We start from the raw sequence: 15,100 nt of genomic DNA on the forward strand, positions 1-15,100 counted from the left end.
GGAATTTTTGCGGACATTATGACCTACGAATGTCCCTAATTCGCGATTGCCGCGTGTTCCGCAGACAAATTTTCCTGCGCCGGAGGGTGTGAGCGTGCAAAGGGAGAGGGAAGGCAGCCCCGGCGACGCGCCAGATCATCCTGTCGCTGTGTCGCCGGGTGTTCGCGCTGCTGGCTGCAGCATCGTAGAAGGACGCGCGGCGGGTCAATGAATGTTAAATGCGCGGCGCACCTCGACCCACGCGGCGCGGCGGCGCCGCAGCGGTTCCGCGCGTTCGCTCAGCGCTTGCGGCGTACGCGATGGCGGTTCGCATCGCGCGACGCTGCGGGCCGTGTGATCGTCACGGGCAGCGGCGTCAGATCCTTCGTGCACAGTTCGTCGAGCTGCAACAGCAGATCGTCGATCGAGCAGAGCTGCGAATTGGTCAGATGCTCGGCGTCGAGCAGTTCGAAGAGGCGTTTGCGCCAGTAGGTGGCGGGGAGGATGGCCCCACCCAGGTCGCCATGCATCGAAGGCCGCATGACGCGGGCAATGTGCGCGATGTCCTGATCGATCAGAGTCGATTTGAACGATCCCGCCGACGAAGTGAGGTAATGGTCCATGCCCGCACTACGGCAGGGGTTTGGAAAACTTTAGGGTCAGCTTGAAAATATTTGTGCCGCGACGGGCTTTATGCGGATCGGAATCGGGCGATGTCGACGCGGACAGCGGGCGAGTGGCCGGTGTTTTGCGGGCCGTGCGCGGGTCGGTTCATGTCAGCGCGAGCGCGAGGCTGCAGGTGAGCACGACGATCATCAGGCCAGCCGCGACTGCAAGGTTGTACGGGTAGGGCATCGGTCAACCCACTGACGTATCCGAGGAGTGACGAGATGATAAAAGGACGCCGCGAGTCCGTCCGCAGACAAATGGTGCGTTAGGTGGGAGAGCGCACACTGGCTTGCGGCGCTCGCGCGCAAGCCCCGCCGGGTGGGCTTCCGGCGCATGCCGGGGCGTTCGCGCGTGTGGCTTTTTTGCGTCGCGCGATGTACACGGCGCGACGCATGCTGCATCAGGCGGGCTGATCGGGGCTAGGGGCCGGGTTGGCCGCGCCTTCGAGAAAACGGCGCGTCGCTTCGAACGATTGCAGCATCTGGTCCGGCCACGGTGTTTGCAGCATGACGGCCTGGTGATTCTCGAATGCGGTGCTCAGCAGCTTCGACAGCTCCGGCGAGTTCAAATGACGCAGCAGCACGCTGACGGCGATCGCCGTCGCCTGGCTGGCGCCTGCCGTTTGCAGTTCGGAAGTGGTGAGAGCGGCGAGTTGCTTGTTGATATCCATGGGTTGTCCTTCGATTGTGCTGGCGTGTGTTGCGTGAAGTGCGTGATTTTGTCACGGTCGGGCGAGGTCGGTCGGACCCGGTCGGCTCGGGAAAAGGTCGTCCAGCCGCGCCACGCGGGCTCGTTCTCCATTCCCTTCCAAAAAAGGGAACTGTGTTTTGGCAATTCCGATAGTTTTCTTTGTTTAGCGCGGGCGTACACTCGTTTCGAACGTTTTCGCTCTGGAGTCGATCATGCTCGCTACCTTCTTTGTGCTCTGGCCGTTTGCCGCTGCGTCGCTGTTTGCGCTCGCCAAATTCTTCGATCAGCGCGACCAGCAACTGGCCAAGATTCAGGTGGTGGTGCGCCGGCATCGGTGAACGGCTGATCGCTGTGGCTGTTCGCCGCATTGCATAGCAATGGGGCTGTAGCAAACAAAAAAACCCGCAAAGCGCGAGCTGTTGCGGGTTTTTTTGTAGCGTCGTCCGTCGCCGATGTGGTCCCCCCGACAGGAATCGAACCTGTATCTAGCGCTTAGGAGGCACTTGTTCTATCCATTGAACTACGGGGAGGGGCCGCCGACGAGCGCAGAGTATAGCAAATCGCCCGTTTGCCAAAGCGGCTTTCGATGCGGGCAACCGCCTGCGCCGACGCGGTGGCGGCTCGCGCGCCGCACGGCTACCATCGGCCGATGACCGATGCTCAATACACCGATCCGCGTCTCGTCGCGCTCTACGACGCGCTCAACCCGTTCGCCGCCGATACGCGCTTCTATATCGACCTCGCCGCACGCACGGAAGCTTCGCGTATCGTCGATATCGGCTGCGGCACGGGGCTGCTCGCCTGTGAACTGGCGCGGCGCGGCCATACCGTGACAGGCGTCGATCCGTCGCCCGCGATGCTCGATATCGCCCGCCGACGGCCGGGCGGCGAACGGGTGGAATGGATCGAAGGCGACGCGGCGCAGCTGGGCGCAAAGTCCGCCGATCTCGCCGTGATGACAGGCCACGTCGCGCAGGTTTTTCTCGACGACGCGAGCTTCGACGCCACGCTAGCCGCTTTACGATCCACGTTGCGTCCCGGCGGCTGGCTCGCTTTCGAAAGCCGCAATCCATCCGTGTCTCCGTGGGCGGCGTGGACGCCGGAGCTGTCGCGCCGCGTGATCGACGACCCGCGCTACGGCGCCGTCGAAATCTGGCAGCAACTCATCGAAGCGAGGAATGACCGCGTCCGCTTCGACACTCACTATCGCTTCCTTCGAGACGGCGACACGATCGTCGCGCCCAGCCAGCTGCGCTTTCGCACGCAGGCCGCGCTGAGCAAAGCGCTTGTCAAAGCGGGTTTCAGCGACCTGGATTGGTTCGGCGACTGGTCCCGATCGCCCGTCGATCCCGCGAGCCGCGAACTGATCGTCGTCGCAAGGCGCGACTGACCGGAGCGGGCGGGCCGCCAAAAGCAAAGCGGTCCGCAGGCATCGAACCCGCGGACCGCTCTAAACGAACGACGTTTCTGTAACAGAACCGCCGATCAGAACTCGACTACAGCAAATTCAGCCTTGCCCACATCGCACAGCGGGCAGCGCCAGTCCACGGGGATATCGGCGAAACGCGTACCCGCTTCGATACCCTCCTCGGGCAAACCTTCCTCTTCGTTATAGATCCAGCCGCAAATCAGACAGACCCAGCTCTTATATTCGATCACTTCACTCACGACACACGCTCTTCATTGATTCAATGCAAAATCCGCCAATCTGCCCCTTTTTAGTGCATCCGGCGGCGACTCGCAATATTACCGGAATTCGCTGGAAGCCCCACGCTGCCCGCTCCGTTTACCGTTTCAGATCAACGCGAAGCGACGTGCATCCCGGCGATCCGATACCCGGCGGGCCCGGCGCCAACGTGTATTCTTTCAGTGCGATGCGGTCGTGCGCGAACGCCTACGCGCACCGTGTCCATCGAGCCGCTTTAGCCAAGGAGAAAAACGATGCTGAATAACAGATGGTTGGCCGGCGCAGCGTGCGCGGGCATGCTGGTCTTGTCGGGCGCGGCGCATGCCGCGGGCGTCTCGTTCGTCGAGCCGCAGGACGGCGCGACCGTGAGCAACCCCATTCACGTGAAGTTTGCTGTCGAAGGCATGAAGATCGTTCCTGCGGGCACGATGACGGAAGGCACGGGGCATCATCATCTGATCATCGACGGGCAGCCGCTGCCGAAGGGCGAAGTCATTCCCGCCAACGACAAGTCGCTGCATTTCGGCAAGGGCCAGACGGAAACGGAGATCACGCTGCCACCGGGCGATCACACGCTGACGCTCGATTTCGGCGACGGCGCGCACCGTTCGTATGGCCCGGAGATGAGCAAGACGATCACGATTCACGTGAAGTAAGCAAAGGCGCGCTTGCCGCGCCTTTTTTTCGCTCCCTTCAATTCACGGAACGGTTTGCCGCTGCGAACGCCGACACCGGGACGGGCGTTCGCATTCTCTTCCGTCCGTGCGCGTGCTGAGCGCCTGCTCATGCGCCGATCCGCCGGTTCGAGCACCGTGGGCATGCGCGGCATGCGTCATTCGTCCTATGCCATCCTGCCGGGCCGCATCCCGTCAGTATTCGGGCCGCCGACCGGTACAATGAGCGCTTCCGACTCATCGCTGGTTCCTCCTTTCCCATGTCGCTTTACACCATCACGGGCGCGCAACTGGCGTTCGGCCACGTCGCGCTGCTCGATCACGCGGATTTCTCTCTCGAAGCCGGCGAGCGCGTCGGGTTGATCGGCCGCAACGGCGCGGGCAAGTCGTCGCTGCTGAAGATCGTCGCCGAACTCGCCAGACCGGACGATGGCCTCGTTACGCGCCAGCAGGATCTCGTCACCGTGTACGTGCCGCAGGAGCCCGAATTCGACGCGGACGTGACGGTGTTCGACGCGGTTGCCGCGGGCCTCACGCATGCGAGCGCGCTGCTCGACGAATACAACACGGTCGCGCACGAGCTGGCGGAAACGCCGGAAGGCGCGCAGCACGACGCGTTGCTTGCGCGCATGAACGCGCTGCAATCGTCGCTCGATACCACCGATGCCTGGAACTGGCGCACGCGCGTCGCCACGACGCTCGCGCAGATCGGCCTCGATGGCGACGCGCGGGTCGGCTCGCTATCGGGCGGCATGCAAAAGCGCGTCGCGCTGGCGCGGGCGCTCGTCGTGCAGCCGGACGTGCTGCTGTTGGACGAGCCGACCAACCATCTGGACTTCGACGGCATTCGCTGGCTGGAAGAACTGCTGATCGCGCAGCGCGCCGGTTTGCTGTTCATCACCCACGATCGCGCATTTCTCGATCGCGTCGCCACGCGCATCGTCGAACTGGATCGCGGGCGGCTGTTGTCGTATCCGGGAAATTTCTCCGCGTATCAGACGCGCAAGGCGCAGCAACTGGAAGTGGAGCGGGTCGAAAACGAGAAGTTCGACAAGCTGCTCGCGCAGGAAGAAGTGTGGATTCGCAAGGGCGTCGAGGCGCGGCGCACGCGCAGCGTCGGGCGGATCGCGCGGCTCGTGCAGATGCGCAATGACCGCGCAGAACGCCGCAATGTGCAAGGCAACGTGAGGCTCGACGTCGGGCAGGGCGAAAAGTCCGGCAAGATCGTCGCCGAACTGACGGACGTGACGAAGCGGTATGGCGAGCGCACGGTGGTCGATCGTTTTTCGGCAACGGTGATGCGCGGCGACAAGATCGGCTTCATCGGTCCGAACGGCGCGGGCAAGACGACACTGCTCAAGCTGATTCTCGGCGAACTGCAGCCGGACGACGGCAAGGTGCGCATCGGCACCAACCTGCAAGTCGCTTACTTCGACCAGATGCGCGCACAGCTCGACCTGGACAAGAGCCTCGGCGATACGATCAGCCCCGGCAGCGACTGGGTCGAGATCAATGGCCAGAAAAAGCACGTGATGAGCTATCTGGGCGATTTTCTGTTTGCCCCGGAGCGCGCGCGCTCGCCTGTGAAGTCGCTGTCGGGCGGCGAGCGCAACCGTCTGCTGCTCGCGCGTCTCTTTGCGCGTCCGGCGAACGTGCTGGTGCTTGACGAGCCGACCAACGACCTCGACATCCCCACGCTCGAACTGCTCGAAGAACTGCTGACGGACTACGACGGCACGGTGCTGCTGGTGAGCCATGATCGCGCGTTTCTGGACAACGTGGTGACGTCGGTGATTGCGTCGGAGGGCGAGGGCAAGTGGCGCGAATATGTCGGCGGCTTTACCGACTGGCAGATCCAGCGCGAGCGTTCCGAGCAGATCGCGCAACAGGATGTGCCGAAAGAGGCGGCGAAGGAAACCGCGGCCAAGGACAGCGCGGCAGGCCGCAACGCGCAGCGCACGGTGAAGCTTTCATTCAAGGAACAGCGCGAGCTGGAGGCGCTGCCCGAGAAGATTGCCTCGCTCGAAGCGGAGCAGAAAGCGATCGGCGCGCAGATCGAGGACGGCTCGATTTTCGCGAAGGACGCGCAGGAAGGCGCGCGGCTGACCGAGCGCTACGCGGCCATCGATGAGGAACTGCTCGTGGCGATTGAACGGTGGGATGAGTTGGAGAGTAAGCGGAAGTAGACCACCCATCGGGGTGTAGGACGCTTTCCCGACCAACCGTCCTACACCCATCATCTAAATTGCCCCGCGCATCGAAATCAGTAAAATACCCGCGAACCTGCTTCCCACGGTCGTTCCAGCGTACCGCCCGAAACCGGGCTTGCGGGAAAACCGCGGAAAGCAGACAAGGCAAACCGATAACTGCTGCACGCAAGTCGCGCAGCGCACACACTCCGTTGTTTCGTTTCGCTTTTTTTGAAAACTCAACGCATTGTCCACGCACCTGTCCACAGGACATGTGGACAACGATGAACCGACGGACCCGAGCAAGCCATGTCAACGAAAAAGCCTAACGCCGCGTATAGCGAAGCATCGATCAAGGTGCTCAAGGGCCTGGAGCCGGTCAAGCAGCGGCCCGGCATGTACACGCGCACCGAAAATCCGCTGCACATCATCCAGGAAGTCATCGACAACGCATCCGACGAAGCGCTCGGCGGCTACGGCCGTCAGATCACCGTCACGTTGCATGCCGACCAATCCGTGTCCGTCGAAGACGATGGCCGCGGTATTCCATTCGGCATGCATCCGGAAGAAGGCGTGCCCGTCGTCGAAATCGTTTTCACGCGTCTGCACGCGGGCGGCAAGTTCGACAAGGCGGCAGGCGGTGCGTACACCTTCTCGGGCGGCCTGCATGGCGTCGGCGTATCGGTGACGAACGCGCTGTCCACGCGCCTCGACGTCACCGTGTGGCGCGACGGCAAGGTCGCCGAACTGAGCTTCTCGCATGGCGACGTCGTCAAACAGCTACAGGTGCGCGCCGCGGCGAAGGGCGAGAAGAAGTCCGGCACGCGCGTGACCGCGTGGGCCGATGCGAAATACTTCGACTCGCCGAACCTGCCGATCGGCGAGTTGCAGCGCCTGTTGCGCTCGAAGGCCGTGCTGCTGCCGGGCGTCGAAGTCGTCCTCGTCAATGAAAAGACGGGCGAGCGCCAAAGCTGGAAATACGAAGACGGCCTGCGCGGCTATCTGATGGAAGGCATGGCGGGCAGCGACCTGCTGATCCCCCTCTTCGAAGGCGAGCGCTACGCGGAAAGCTCGCGCTCCAACGAAGAGACGTTCGCCGAAGGCGAGGGCGCGGCGTGGGTCGTCGCGTGGAGCGAAGAAGGGTCGCTCACGCGCGAGTCCTACGTCAATCTGATTCCGACGCCCGCTGGCGGCACGCACGAATCGGGCTTGCGCGACGGTCTGTTCCAGGCCGTGAAGAGCTTCGTCGAACTGCATAACCTGCAGCCGAAGGGCGTGAAGCTGCTCGCGGAAGACGTGTTCGCCCGCGTGTCGTTCGTGCTGTCCGCGAAGGTGCTCGACCCCCAGTTCCAGGGGCAAATCAAGGAACGTCTGAATAGCCGCGACGCTGTGAAGCTGGTGTCGTCGTTCGCGCGTCCCGCGCTCGAACTGTGGCTCAACCAGCACGTCGAGCACGGCAAGAAGCTCGCCGATCTCGTCATCAAGCAGGCGCAGGCGCGTACGCGCGCCGGCCAGAAGGTCGAGAAGCGCAAGAGTTCGGGCGTCGCCGTGCTGCCGGGCAAGCTGACCGACTGCGAATCGACGGAAATCGGCCGTAATGAGCTGTTCCTCGTCGAGGGCGATTCTGCTGGCGGCTCCGCGAAGATGGGGCGCGACAAGGAGTATCAGGCTATCTTGCCGTTGCGCGGCAAGGTGCTGAACACTTGGGAAACCGAGCGCGATCGTCTGTTCGCCAACAATGAAGTGCACGACATTTCTGTGGCGATCGGCGTCGATCCGCACAGCCCGGACGACAACGTCGATCTGTCCAATTTGCGCTACGGCAAGATCTGTATCTTGTCCGATGCGGACGTCGACGGCTCGCACATCCAGGTGCTGCTGCTTACGTTGTTCTTCAAGCACTTCCCGCAACTGATCGAGCGCGGTCACGTGCATGTCGCGCGTCCGCCGCTGTTCCGCGTCGATGCGCCCGCGCGCGGCAAGAAGCCCGCGCAGAAACTGTACGCGCTGGATGAAGGCGAACTCGAAGCGATCCTCGACAAGCTGCGCAAGGACGGCGTGCGTGAATCGCAGTGGTCGATCAGCCGCTTCAAGGGCCTGGGTGAAATGAGCGCCGAGCAGCTGTGGGACACGACGATGAACCCGGACACGCGGCGCCTGTCGCCCGTCGCGCTCGGCCAGCTCGACTTCGACGCGACCGTCGCGCGAATGACGATGCTGATGGGCAAGGGCGAAGCGGCGTCGCGCCGCAGCTGGCTCGAGGACAAGGGCAACCAGGTCGAAGCGGATATCTGAGCGCCGCCGCGCTTCGTGCCAGCGAACCCATGCAACGCATGGCAAGCACGAAGCGCGCGCCGCCGAACAAGGACACGGAATCTAGATGGACGACAACACTCCCGATCTTTTTACCGAGCCGGCCGCGCCCGAAGGCGACGTGCTGACGCTTGGCGACTACGCTGAAAGCGCGTACCTCGAATACGCGGTGAGCGTGGTGAAGGGCCGCGCGCTGCCCGACGTTTGCGACGGCCAGAAGCCCGTGCAGCGCCGCATCCTGTATGCGATGAACGAGATGGGCCTCGCCGACAACGCGAAGCCCGTGAAGTCGGCGCGCGTGGTCGGCGACGTGCTGGGTAAATACCACCCGCACGGCGACCAGTCGGCGTACGACGCGCTCGTGCGTCTCGCGCAAGACTTCTCGATGCGCTATCCGCTGATCGACGGCCAGGGCAACTTCGGTTCGCGCGACGGCGACGGCGCAGCGGCGATGCGATACACGGAAGCGCGTCTCACGCCAATCGCGAAACTGCTGCTCGACGAAATCGATCAGGGCACCGTCGATTTCATGCCGAACTACGACGGCTCGTTCGAAGAGCCGAAGCTGCTGCCCGCGCGTCTGCCGTTCGTGTTGCTGAACGGCGCGTCGGGTATCGCAGTCGGCCTGGCGACGGAAATCCCGTCGCACAACCTGCGCGAAGTCGCGACGGCCGCCGTCGCGATGATCCGTCATCCGCACATCACGCACGCCGAGTTGATGCAGCATGTGCCCGGCCCGGATTTCCCGGGCGGCGGCCAGATCATTTCGAGCGACGCAGAAATCTCGCAGGCGTACGAAACGGGCCGTGGCAGTCTCAAGGTCCGCGCGCGCTGGAAGATCGAAGATCTCGCACGCGGGCAGTGGCAACTCGTCATTACCGAGTTGCCGCCGTATACATCCGGCCAGAAGGTGCTAGAAGAGATCGAGGAACAGACGAATCCGAAGATCAAACTTGGCAAGAAGTCACTGACGCCGGAACAGTTGCAGACGAAGCAGACGCTTCTCGGTCTTCTCGACGCCGTGCGCGACGAGTCGGGCAGGGATGCGCCCGTGCGTCTCGTATTCGAGCCGAAGTCGCGCACCATCGATCAAGCCGAGTTCGTCACCACGCTGCTCGCGCATACGAGCCTCGAATCGAACGCGACGCTGAATCTGGTGATGGTCGGCGCGGATGGCCGGCCGCGTCAGAAGGGGCTCGGCGAGATCCTGCGCGAATGGGTCGGCTTCCGTTTCACGACGGTCACGCGCCGCACGCAGCATCGTCTCGCCAAGGTCAACGACCGGATTCACATCCTCGAAGGCCGGATGATCGTCTTTTTGAATATCGACGAAGTCATCCGCATCATTCGCGAATCCGAAGAACCCAAGTCGGCGCTGATCGAAGCCTTCGGTTTGTCCGATCGTCAGGCAGAAGACATTCTTGAAATCCGGCTGCGTCAGTTGGCGCGCCTCGAGAAGATCAAGATCGAGAAGGAACTGTCCGAACTGCGCGACGAGAAGGCCAAGCTCGAAGAGCTGCTCGGCAGCGAATCGGCGATGAAGCGCCTGATCATCAAGGAAATCGAAGCAGACGCGAAGCAATATGGCGACGATCGCCGCACGCTGATCCAGCAGGAAAAGCGCGCAACGTTCGAAGTGCGCGTCGTCGACGAGCCGGTGACGGTGGTCGTGTCGCAGAAGGGTTGGGTGCGCGCGTTGAAGGGCCACGGGCTCGATCCCGCCGGCTTCACGTTCAAGGCGGGCGACGGTCTCTATGCCGCGTTCCAGTGCCGCACGCCCGACATGCTGATCGCGTGGGGCAGCAAGGGCCGCGTGTATTCCGTCGCGGTGTCGCAATTGCCGGGCGGCCGTGGCGACGGCGTTCCCGTCACGTCGCTGATCGAGCTCGAATCGGGCACGCATCTGATGCATTACTACGCGGCGACGGCGGAGCAGGCGCTGTTGCTGGCGTCGTCGAATGGCTTCGGCTTTATCGCGAAGGTCGGCGACATGGTGAGCCGCGTGAAGGCGGGCAAGGCGTTCATGACGATCGACGAGGGCGCGACGCCGCTCGCGCCGATGCCGATGCTGCCCGATGCGACGCAGGTGGCGTGTCTGTCGGGCGGCGGGCGTCTGCTGGTGTTCGGCCTCGACGAGATGAAGACGCTGTCGGGCGGCGGACGCGGCGTGATCCTGATGGCGCTCGATCCGAACGAATCGCTGACGCAGGCGCTCGCGATCACCAAGGCAGGCGTCGTGCTGGAAGGCATGTACCGCAACAAGCCAACCGACGAGCAGTTGTCGGGTGCCGCGCTTGCTCCGAATGTCGGCAAGCGTGCCCGCAAGGGCCGCGCGCCGGATACGAAGCTGAAAGAGGTGACGTCGCTGCGTCCGGTGTTGGGCGCGTAACGCAGGCAAACGCCGTGAGCGGGGTGTCTCACGGCGCAACACAAAAACAACGAAGAAAACAGCGCAGCGAATGAACTGCGCATAATGTCACGAGTCGAACGCGGTCATTGGCGCATGTCAGTGCCGCGTGTTTCGACAGGACACAACGGCAGCGCGCTACATCGGCAAAGGAAAACAACTATGAACAAGGCGATTGAAGTCGCGCTCTTTCTGCATCTGCTGGGTGTCGCCGTGTGGATCGGCGGCATGGTATTCGCGCATTTCTGCCTGCGTCCGGCACTCGAAGATCTCTCGCCGCAATTGCGTCTGCCGCTGTGGGAATCGGTATTTGGCCGGTTCTTCAACTGGGTCGGCGTGTCGGTGCTGGTCATTCTGCTGACGGGCGGCTTCCTGCTGATGCAGTTCGGCGGTGGCCACGCCACCTGGCAGCTTCACGCGATGGCCGGTATCGGCATCGTGATGATGCTGATTTTCGGGCATATCCGCTTCGCAGTCTTTCCGCGCATCCGTCGCGCGGTGCAGGCGCAGAAATGGCCCGATGGCGCGCGCGCCGTCGCGACCGTGCGGCGGCTCGTCGTCGTCAATCTGGTGCTGGGCGTCGTGACGATTGGTGTGGCAGCGTTGTCGCGCGGGTTCTGAGCGCGGCGACGCGTCAGCCGACCACGCATGAGCGCCGCTTCCGCGGCGCTTTTTGTTTGGCACCCGGCACGTACGCTCTGATTACCCGTGTTTCGATTCCCAAAACTGCTAATACAGTTTTCGAATACGTTAATACGTTATCCGAAATAACGTAACGTATAATTCTCACGACGATACGCGCCAATGTCGTGAGTAAAACGACATCGCCCCCCCTCCACGCATTCACGGCAAATCACGTTCGTCACTGCTCGCTGTGGATTCGCCGTGCCATATGCGCTATATGGCCGTGTGAACCGTCGCCTCGCTTCACCGGCTCGCGCGTTTCGCGACTCAACCTTTCCTCTCATTTCGCTGTATGAGCACGACTGCACCATGACATTGGACGACCTTCTCCAAAAGCTGGTCGAACCGCATGAAGACCCTATGCCTCTCCTGATCGGATTGGTCGAATGTCTTCGCCCACGCCGCCCCAACGATTTCAATGCGGCACGCCAGGCCATCCATGCGCTGTGTTTCCTGCTGAGCGAAAACGAGGCATACCGGGTTGGTCTGCGGCGGGCCGTCATGCATCTCGTCATGGGCCGCAAACAGGTCTCGCTTTATGCCGATACCGGGATTTTTCCCAACAACGGCTTCTTCACCGAAGTGAGCCACCGTTTTTTCCGGCACGCAATCCTTCCGGACATCGTCGATCTGAATTGTCTGCGTGACGCCGTTGCAACCGTGTTTCATCGTTCGTCCGATCACATCTGGGTGAAGGGCGTTGGCGTCGACGTGTGGGGCGAATTGCTGCATGCGATGCGCTTTGAAGCGCGTCCTGGGGCGTCAATCGAGAACGCAACGCTGCGCCAGATGAGCGAGGCATTGCGTGTGCTCTCCTATCGCGTCGCGGCGATCGGCCTGGATCCGGAGTTCCTGCGACTCGAACCTTCGCTTGAACAGCGTTCTTCTCCATTCATGGAGCAGAACGTGAGCATGCTGGCTTACCTCGAACAACTCGAAGCGCCATCGCATGCCGGCGGGAGATACGTGGCGGGTCACAAAGCGGAGGCCGTGCTCGAAGCATTCGACCAGTGCCGCGCGTACGGCGAGAGAATCCACGCGAGGGTCGCCCGCGAAGGCACGAGCCTGTCCCTGACGTTGCAATTGCGCAGACTCGAACAACACATTGCCCGCTCGCGCTGCCTGATACGCGTTCTATCCGACGCTGCGGCTTGCCGTAACGGCAGCAACGGCAGCGACGCCATTCCGGGCATCGCGCAACTCGCGTCGGAGTTGATCGAAGCCGTGTGCCGCAAGGACGATGTACGCGACTTCATACGCCAGAACGTCGAGATACTGGCCTTGCGGATCACCGAAAACTCGGGCCACAGCGGCGAACACTACATCACGGCTGGCCGCCTCGACTACCTTGCACTGCTCAAGTCCGCACTTGGCGCCGGCTTTATCGTCGCCTTCATGGCGGCCATCAAGATTCCGTTGAGCATGGCGCACTGGACGCCGCTCGACCAGGCCATCGGATTCGGCCTGAACTACGGGCTCGGCTTCATGCTGATCCATATTCTGCACGGGACCGTCGCCACCAAGCAGCCGGCCATGACGGCTCATGCGATCGCGGCCGTCATCGATGCGAGCAGCCGCACAGCGCACAATCTCGAAGCACTCACCACGCTGATAGCACGGACCATCCGCAGCCAGACAGCGGCCATCATCGGCAATATCATGCTTGCCGTTCCCGTTGCGATGCTGATCGCAATGGCGTACCGGGCGGCGACGGGACATCACTACATCGATCAGACGAAGGCGACGCACCTGCTGCACGATGCGAATCCCACCGCGCAAACGCTGTTCTACGCGGCGGCCGCGGGGATATGCCTGTTTCTCGCAGGGCAGATCGCCGGATATTTCGACAATGTGTGCGCGTATAACCGCATTCCCCAACGGGTGGCGGGGCTGAAGTGGGCTCAGCGCCTGCTCGGGAAAAGACGTTTGCAGCGCGTGGCTCGTTACGTGGAAGGCAACCTGGGCGCACTGGCGGGCAATCTGTTTTTTGGCTTCATGCTTGCGGGTGTCTGGGCCCTCGGCGCGCTCTTCGGTCTGCCAGTCGATATTCGCCATGTGACGTTCTCGTCCGCGTACATCGGCTTTGCGACCGCCGCGCAGGATTTTTCGGTGCCACCGGACGTGCTGTTACCGGCTGTGATCGGCACCGCGCTGATCGGACTCGTCAATCTGCTCGTCAGCTTCACGCTGGCGTTCGCCGTCGCGCTGAGATCCCGGCACATCACCTTCTCCCAGCGCACGCAACTTATGCGCTGCGTGCTGCGCCGGCTGATCAGGCACCCCGGCGAATTCCTGCTGCCGCCGATGGGCGCGGGCATGGGCAAGCGGAAGCGAGCCAGCAGGCGATCGACGCAACACCCCACGTTGACCGAGGACGCCTGAGACAATCGTTCCCGATGCTGCCCATTGCACCAGGAAGGCGGTGTTACGTCATGTGCCCGACGTACATCCACACGCCGCACACGATAGCAACCGTCCCATACACCGCATACACGGGCAGCTTCAGCTTTGCGAAGCACACGCCCGAGAACAGCGCCGTCACGAGATACGCTGGTTCGAACGGCACATTGCGCACGATACGCAGCACCGCCACGGCCAGAAACGCGGTCGTCACCGCGCGCAGCACGCGCATGCCGTGCTCGAAGCGCGGGTTCGTCTTCAATTGATGCAGGTGGCGCTGTGCGAGCACGACTAGGCAGCCCGACGGCACGAAGAGCGCAATCGTCGCGATCAACGCGCCGCGCCATCCTTCGACCAGATAGCCGAAGAACGGCACCACGTTCAAGAGCGGCCCCGGCGACAAGGGCGATAGCGAAAACGCCAGCGTGAAGTCGTTGTTGGTCACGCCGACCGCGGGCGTAACGAACAGCGTCTTCAACACGGGCAGCGCGGAGAAGCCACCGCCGAATAACGTCAGCCCCGCACCCGCGAGACGCGACCACAACAGCGCAAGCTCATAGCGATGCGGCAGCGGCACCGCGAAGATCAGCAGCAACACGCACAGGCCGATCAGCAGCCGCCAGTCGCCGGCACTGAGCGTCGTCGAGAGGCGTGCGCCGCGCGCGTCGCTGCGTACCCAACCCGACATGAACGCCGCACCGAGAATGCCGATATACGCGGCAGGCGTATGCGCGCCGACCAGCGCGATGCTGCCGAGCACGGCTGCCGTCCATTCGAGCCGCCCGCGCACGAGCGCGCGCGTCTGTTTGTACCAGGTGACGCCGATCAGCGTCGCGAGCACGACGCTGAAATGATTGAGCAGCGTCTGCGAGGCGACTTCGCGCACGATCGGCGTGCGATAGAAGATCGCGAACGCCGTCATCAGCATGAAGAAGGGCAGGACGCTGGCGATGCCCGCGACCCACGCGCCCGCGCGTCCGCGCAGCACATGGCCGAGCTGCACCGCGACGTTGCAGCCGACGGGACCCGGCACCATCCACGCCAGGGCGACGATGTCGGAGTACGCGAGACGCGTGAGGCGCTCCTCGCGCTCGACGTAGTGGTTCTCCAGTTGCGCCATCAGCGCGAGTCCGCCCCACGATAGCGCGGACAAACCGAACACGACGCGAAAGAGCGTCCAGAGCGGCTCGCGCTCGTGGCATCGCGTGGCTTCGTCTCCAGTCGGCGCATGGAGCGCCGTCATCTGCCGGGCTGGCTGCATGTGAACACCTGTTGGGCTGGTTTCTTATCCGGCGCGCACTGCCGATGGCCGCGACCGCGCGCGCTGAGGTCATGCGAGGTCGAGCGCGTTCGCCCGATGTGTGTCGATACCGCTTGTCGTTTGCCAGCGCAATGCCTGGCAGCAGCG

The 15,100-nt window shown here is 62.9% G+C and carries 13 protein-coding genes and 1 tRNA gene; 8 read left to right on the forward strand and 6 right to left on the reverse strand.

The features are described from left to right. Nucleotides 1–278: 278 nt before the first annotated feature. Together SB822_RS39765 and SB822_RS39770 are read right to left on the reverse strand one after the other, a co-directional pair. Complete coding sequence (locus SB822_RS39765) at nt 279–602, reverse strand: hypothetical protein (protein ID WP_007587915.1); 324 nt, start codon at nt 600–602, stop codon at nt 279–281. 446 nt (nt 603–1,048) lie between these two features. After that, nucleotides 1,049–1,318: a hypothetical protein gene (locus tag SB822_RS39770; RefSeq protein WP_007587914.1), complete on the reverse strand. Its 270-nt coding sequence runs from the start codon at nt 1,316–1,318 to the stop codon at nt 1,049–1,051. Nucleotides 1,319–1,550: 232 nt separating this feature from the next. Between SB822_RS39770 and SB822_RS39775 the strand changes: the two genes are divergently transcribed. Then, entirely contained in the window at nt 1,551–1,676 is a 126-nt protein-coding gene (locus tag SB822_RS39775) for a hypothetical protein (protein ID WP_007587913.1), read from the forward strand. Between the two features lie 117 nt (nt 1,677–1,793). On the opposite strand, the gene SB822_RS39780 is transcribed toward SB822_RS39775, so the two are convergent. Then, nucleotides 1,794–1,868 (reverse strand) — tRNA-Arg (locus tag SB822_RS39780). A 56-nt stretch (nt 1,869–1,924) separates the two neighbouring features. Here SB822_RS39780 and SB822_RS39785 point away from each other — a divergent pair. Beyond that, the gene (locus tag SB822_RS39785; RefSeq protein ID WP_410857216.1) at nt 1,925–2,728 is read left to right on the forward strand and encodes a class I SAM-dependent methyltransferase; all 804 of its coding nucleotides are present in this window, start codon (nt 1,925–1,927) and stop codon (nt 2,726–2,728) included. A 95-nt stretch (nt 2,729–2,823) separates the two neighbouring features. On the opposite strand, the gene SB822_RS39790 is transcribed toward SB822_RS39785, so the two are convergent. Next, nucleotides 2,824–3,006: a rubredoxin gene (locus SB822_RS39790; protein WP_007587908.1), complete on the reverse strand. Its 183-nt coding sequence runs from the start codon at nt 3,004–3,006 to the stop codon at nt 2,824–2,826. Between the two features lie 273 nt (nt 3,007–3,279). Here SB822_RS39790 and SB822_RS39795 point away from each other — a divergent pair, with 273 nt between their 5' ends. Continuing rightward, on the forward strand, nt 3,280–3,681 hold the full coding sequence (locus tag SB822_RS39795; RefSeq protein ID WP_007744365.1) for a DUF4399 domain-containing protein: 402 nt from the start codon (nt 3,280–3,282) through the stop codon (nt 3,679–3,681). Here the strand turns inward: SB822_RS39795 and SB822_RS39800 are convergent. After that, nucleotides 3,669–3,845 (reverse strand): hypothetical protein, encoded by a 177-nt coding sequence (locus SB822_RS39800; RefSeq protein WP_410857217.1) that lies wholly within the window; start codon nt 3,843–3,845, stop codon nt 3,669–3,671. The two genes, SB822_RS39795 and SB822_RS39800, sit on opposite strands and share 13 nt — an antisense overlap. Nucleotides 3,846–3,959: 114 nt before the next feature. Here SB822_RS39800 and SB822_RS39805 point away from each other — a divergent pair, with 114 nt between their 5' ends. The 5 genes from SB822_RS39805 (at nt 3,960) to SB822_RS39825 (ending at nt 13,674) form a co-directional block, all read left to right on the forward strand. After that, nucleotides 3,960–5,885, forward strand: coding sequence for an ATP-binding cassette domain-containing protein (locus SB822_RS39805; RefSeq protein WP_410857218.1), 1,926 nt, complete (start codon nt 3,960–3,962; stop codon nt 5,883–5,885). Nucleotides 5,886–6,197: 312 nt separating this feature from the next. Continuing rightward, nucleotides 6,198–8,183: a DNA topoisomerase IV subunit B gene (locus tag SB822_RS39810; protein WP_007587902.1), complete on the forward strand. Its 1,986-nt coding sequence runs from the start codon at nt 6,198–6,200 to the stop codon at nt 8,181–8,183. A gap of 85 nt (nt 8,184–8,268) precedes the next feature. Next, on the forward strand, nt 8,269–10,590 hold the full coding sequence (gene parC, locus SB822_RS39815; protein ID WP_007744360.1) for a DNA topoisomerase IV subunit A: 2,322 nt from the start codon (nt 8,269–8,271) through the stop codon (nt 10,588–10,590). Nucleotides 10,591–10,770: 180 nt separating this feature from the next. Further along, nucleotides 10,771–11,229, forward strand: a complete 459-nt coding sequence (locus tag SB822_RS39820) for a CopD family protein (RefSeq protein WP_007587898.1) — start codon at nt 10,771–10,773, stop codon at nt 11,227–11,229. 423 nt (nt 11,230–11,652) lie between these two features. Further along, the gene (locus tag SB822_RS39825; RefSeq protein ID WP_410857219.1) at nt 11,653–13,674 is read left to right on the forward strand and encodes a site-specific recombinase; all 2,022 of its coding nucleotides are present in this window, start codon (nt 11,653–11,655) and stop codon (nt 13,672–13,674) included. A 43-nt stretch (nt 13,675–13,717) separates the two neighbouring features. Here SB822_RS39825 and SB822_RS39830 read toward each other — a convergent pair whose 3' ends face one another. Then, complete coding sequence (locus tag SB822_RS39830; protein ID WP_410857220.1) at nt 13,718–14,953, reverse strand: chromate transporter; 1,236 nt, start codon at nt 14,951–14,953, stop codon at nt 13,718–13,720. Nucleotides 14,954–15,100 lie beyond the last annotated feature (147 nt).

Source organism: Paraburkholderia sp. SIMBA_054 (genome assembly GCF_046534875.1).
Taxonomy (GTDB): Bacteria; Pseudomonadota; Gammaproteobacteria; order Burkholderiales; family Burkholderiaceae; genus Paraburkholderia; species Paraburkholderia hospita.

What these genes read in the sequence shown, in the direction of transcription:
- SB822_RS39765 (WP_007587915.1), bottom strand. Translation starts at nt 602, where the DNA reads ATGGACCATTACCTCACTTCGTCGGCGGGATCGTTCAAATCGACTCTG.
- SB822_RS39770 (WP_007587914.1), bottom strand. Translation starts at nt 1,318, where the DNA reads ATGGATATCAACAAGCAACTCGCCGCTCTCACCACTTCCGAACTGCAA.
- SB822_RS39775 (WP_007587913.1), top strand. Translation starts at nt 1,551, where the DNA reads ATGCTCGCTACCTTCTTTGTGCTCTGGCCGTTTGCCGCTGCGTCGCTG.
- SB822_RS39785 (WP_410857216.1), top strand. Translation starts at nt 1,925, where the DNA reads ATGCGGGCAACCGCCTGCGCCGACGCGGTGGCGGCTCGCGCGCCGCAC.
- SB822_RS39795 (WP_007744365.1), top strand. Translation starts at nt 3,280, where the DNA reads ATGCTGAATAACAGATGGTTGGCCGGCGCAGCGTGCGCGGGCATGCTG.
- SB822_RS39800 (WP_410857217.1), bottom strand. Translation starts at nt 3,845, where the DNA reads ATGCCCACGGTGCTCGAACCGGCGGATCGGCGCATGAGCAGGCGCTCA.
- SB822_RS39805 (WP_410857218.1), top strand. Translation starts at nt 3,960, where the DNA reads ATGTCGCTTTACACCATCACGGGCGCGCAACTGGCGTTCGGCCACGTC.
- SB822_RS39810 (WP_007587902.1), top strand. Translation starts at nt 6,198, where the DNA reads ATGTCAACGAAAAAGCCTAACGCCGCGTATAGCGAAGCATCGATCAAG.
- parC (WP_007744360.1), top strand. Translation starts at nt 8,269, where the DNA reads ATGGACGACAACACTCCCGATCTTTTTACCGAGCCGGCCGCGCCCGAA.
- SB822_RS39820 (WP_007587898.1), top strand. Translation starts at nt 10,771, where the DNA reads ATGAACAAGGCGATTGAAGTCGCGCTCTTTCTGCATCTGCTGGGTGTC.
- SB822_RS39825 (WP_410857219.1), top strand. Translation starts at nt 11,653, where the DNA reads ATGCCTCTCCTGATCGGATTGGTCGAATGTCTTCGCCCACGCCGCCCC.
- SB822_RS39830 (WP_410857220.1), bottom strand. Translation starts at nt 14,953, where the DNA reads ATGCAGCCAGCCCGGCAGATGACGGCGCTCCATGCGCCGACTGGAGAC.